The following is a 2,781-nucleotide window of genomic DNA, read 5'->3' as shown; positions in this document are numbered from 1 at the left end:
GGCGTACGCGTGCCGAGTCGACCCGCCGGCGGGGCTCCGGCCGTCCGGCGGGAACGCCCCAGCCCCGTTGGCACCCGTCGGCTCCTGCTCCGTCATCGAACTCCTCGCATGAAAGGACGACACCTAGCTATCCCCACGACGGCTATTCCCCTAATAGCTTGGTCCATCCTGCCTCATGACCGGTCTCCACCCGCCCAGGGTCACCGGGCTGCATGTCTTCGCCTGTGATTGTCGCGCGGCGAGTCGGCGCGAATCGCAGAATCGCCCGAAAGACCGCCGGCAAACCCGCGGGCGACCAGCAACGCCGTACGCCATTGCGGTTGAGGCTGTTTCGGAGTGCTGGCAGCGTGGGCGGCATCACAGCCGCCGAGGGCAGGCGATCTACCAGCGCGGGAACGCCGTCACGGCATGTGGCGGATGTCTTTGGCGCACGCAGAGGTTTCAGCGCCCGGCCCCGCGGGAATGCGCCAAACTGCGGCGCGATGAAGCAGTAACGCGATTCTGACCGTGTCCGGTCGAGCAATTGGCCGGTGACCAGACGATAAATGACGTGAGCCACTAGGAGGACTTTATGTCGGACGACAACAAGAGCGGGCCTGCAGAGGGCATCAAGGGCGTTGTCGAGGGCGCCAAGGGCCTCGCGAAAGAGGCCGTCGGCAGCGTGGTCGGCAATAAGGACCTCGAGAAAGAGGGCGAGGCTCAGCAGGACAAGGCCTCAGCCCAGCGCGACGTCGCCAGGAAGGAAGCCGAGGCCGAGGCAGCTCGGGCCGGTGAAGAGGCGGCGGAGAAGCGCCAGCAGTCCCACCAGAAGTAAAACCAAGCAGCATTCGACTGGGCCCGGTCCATTACGGACCGGGCCCAGTTGCTGTCTTGTACGAATTGGTCTGCCGGTCAACCGAATAGCGGTAACGCACGCTTGCGGGCCAGCGCATCCATCCCGCTTTGAATGCTGTCCTGTACCTCGTGGTACTTGCGATCGATGTAGTCGTCGTCGTCGGCCCGATCCGGATCATTGTCGATCTCGACCGCGGGCATGAAGCGCGTGCGGATCTTGGCCGGCAGCGGCAGCTGCGGCAGCGCGGCCGGCGCGATTCCCCAAGGCAGCGAAACGGCCACCGGAAAGACCTTGAGCCGCAACAGCCGGTCCAGTCGCAGAGCGCGCGAAAGCCGATCGCCGCGGATCAGAACCGGCATGGCGTCAGCACCCCCAACCGTCGCGATCGGCACAATCGGGACGCCTGCGCGGATAGCCATCTTCACAAAGCCTTTGCGCCCCGCAAGGTTGGCTCGATCGCGCTCGCTCCACGGGCGTAGAGAGTCGACTTCACCGCCCGGCCATAGCGCCACATCGTGGCCTTCGGCCAGCGCAGTCGCGATGGCGTCCGGGGCCGCGGGCAACACTCCCATTGACCGGAAGTACCGGCCGAACCCCGGAATGGCCATCAGCGCATCGTGGGCGGTGCCGTGCAAGGGCCGCTCGGACCCGAACCGCCGCCACCATTGCAGGCCAACGGTCCAGGCGTCCCACACGAACGGAGCACCCGAGTGGATGCCGATCAGCAAGGCAGGCGGTTTACCGATGTTTTCCCAGCCATCGATTTCCATCCGGAACCAATAATCCACCAGCAGATTCCAGAAGAACTTCTGCTGTTGCATCGTCTTCTCGTCTTGACCGCTGAGATCCCATTCGCCCGCGCGTTCGGCCACCCACCCGCTCACTCCGCCGGCTTTGCCGTCACGTTGATCCTCCATCGCGGTGCGGGCCCGCTCAGCTTGCAACTGTGCCTGCTTGCGCACCTCGGCAGTCCTGTGATCGCTACCACTCATAGCCCTGAGTTACCCCGTCTGGCACGAGTCGAACCGGAGCCGATCGATGGCCGGAAATGACTGTTTGGCTCAGAAGCGATTTTCTGGGCCGACGACAGCCCAGACGGTGTTGCCGGCCGTGGTGGTGTAGTTGCCCCAGGCCCGACTGTTCCCGGCGACCAGGTCGAGGCCGGAAACATTGTCCCGAGCCGACTTTCGGCGCACCGGGTTGACGATGCCAACGTGTTGTATCGCCACCGACACCGTCGATCCGTCGGTCTCCAGCCGTAGCGCGAAATTTCTATCGGTGTCGACAAGGGCGGCTTCGACCAGTTCTGTCGCGACCGTGGACACCACGTAGATGAAGTCGGTTCTCGCCCACTCCGTCAACCACTGCGTCGTCAATTCACGGCATGTGCGAATGCTGCTCCGCTGTGACGGCAGCGAGGCGCGGGAGCGCCGCCGGTATCGGTGCAGCCCGTCGGCGGACAGCTCGGCAAGTGCCGATTCAAGCGTCGCGTACATAGGCACATATCGGGTAATGCCGTTGCGCTGAGCGCCATTTCGACCCTGACCATGCGCGCAGACCATAGCGAGCGGAACGTTCGGCCACTCCGCTATCTGCCAACGGGCACTGGTGAATACAGCCCACGCCGGATCGTCTCGAACGCTCAGCTCGGTGACATCGATGACGACGGAATCAGGCTCATCGAGTGCGGCTTTGACGATGGTGTCCCGAATGGGGGCGTATGTCGTGGCAGTCAACGCACCGACGAGAGTGAGCACACGAACCTTACCGACATCGGTGACACCAACCTGCAGCGCACTATGCCCGCTTGGCATGACCCGCTCTTCATCCGGAGTGTGACGTAACGTCGGGCGGCCCACTTCTTCACCTACTCGACCTCAGGATCGTATGCGATCGTGTTCGCCAGTGTGTGCGCCTTGGTCGGGCAGGGGACGGCTCTCATCGAC

Annotated in this window: 3 protein-coding genes; 1 reads left to right on the top strand and 2 read right to left on the bottom strand. The window is 64.0% G+C overall.

Going from position 1 to position 2,781, the window contains the following annotated elements:
• Positions 1-571: 571 nt before the first annotated feature.
• Positions 572-814, top strand: a complete 243-nt coding sequence (locus tag WAN02_RS13275; RefSeq protein ID WP_422264650.1) for a CsbD family protein — start codon at positions 572-574, stop codon at positions 812-814.
• 77 nt (positions 815-891) lie between these two features.
• Here the strand turns inward: WAN02_RS13275 and WAN02_RS13270 are convergent, their stop codons facing one another.
• On the bottom strand, positions 892-1,827 hold the full coding sequence (locus WAN02_RS13270; protein WP_422264649.1) for a lysophospholipid acyltransferase family protein: 936 nt from the start codon (positions 1,825-1,827) through the stop codon (positions 892-894).
• Positions 1,828-1,896: 69 nt separating this feature from the next.
• Positions 1,897-2,649 carry an STAS domain-containing protein gene (locus tag WAN02_RS13265; protein ID WP_422264648.1) on the bottom strand — a complete coding sequence of 251 codons (753 nt, stop codon included), beginning with the start codon at positions 2,647-2,649 and terminating at the stop codon, positions 1,897-1,899.
• Positions 2,650-2,781 lie beyond the last annotated feature (132 nt).

It is taken from the genome of Mycobacterium sp. (assembly GCF_049281135.1).
Taxonomy (GTDB): Bacteria; Actinomycetota; Actinomycetes; order Mycobacteriales; family Mycobacteriaceae; genus Mycobacterium.
Note: the sequence above shows the minus strand (reverse complement) of the source record. Positions and strands in the feature narration are given on the sequence as shown.

What these genes read in the sequence shown, in the direction of transcription:
- WAN02_RS13270 (WP_422264649.1), bottom strand. Translation starts at nt 1,827, where the DNA reads ATGAGTGGTAGCGATCACAGGACTGCCGAGGTGCGCAAGCAGGCACAG.
- WAN02_RS13265 (WP_422264648.1), bottom strand. Translation starts at nt 2,649, where the DNA reads ATGCCAAGCGGGCATAGTGCGCTGCAGGTTGGTGTCACCGATGTCGGT.
- WAN02_RS13275 (WP_422264650.1), top strand. Translation starts at nt 572, where the DNA reads ATGTCGGACGACAACAAGAGCGGGCCTGCAGAGGGCATCAAGGGCGTT.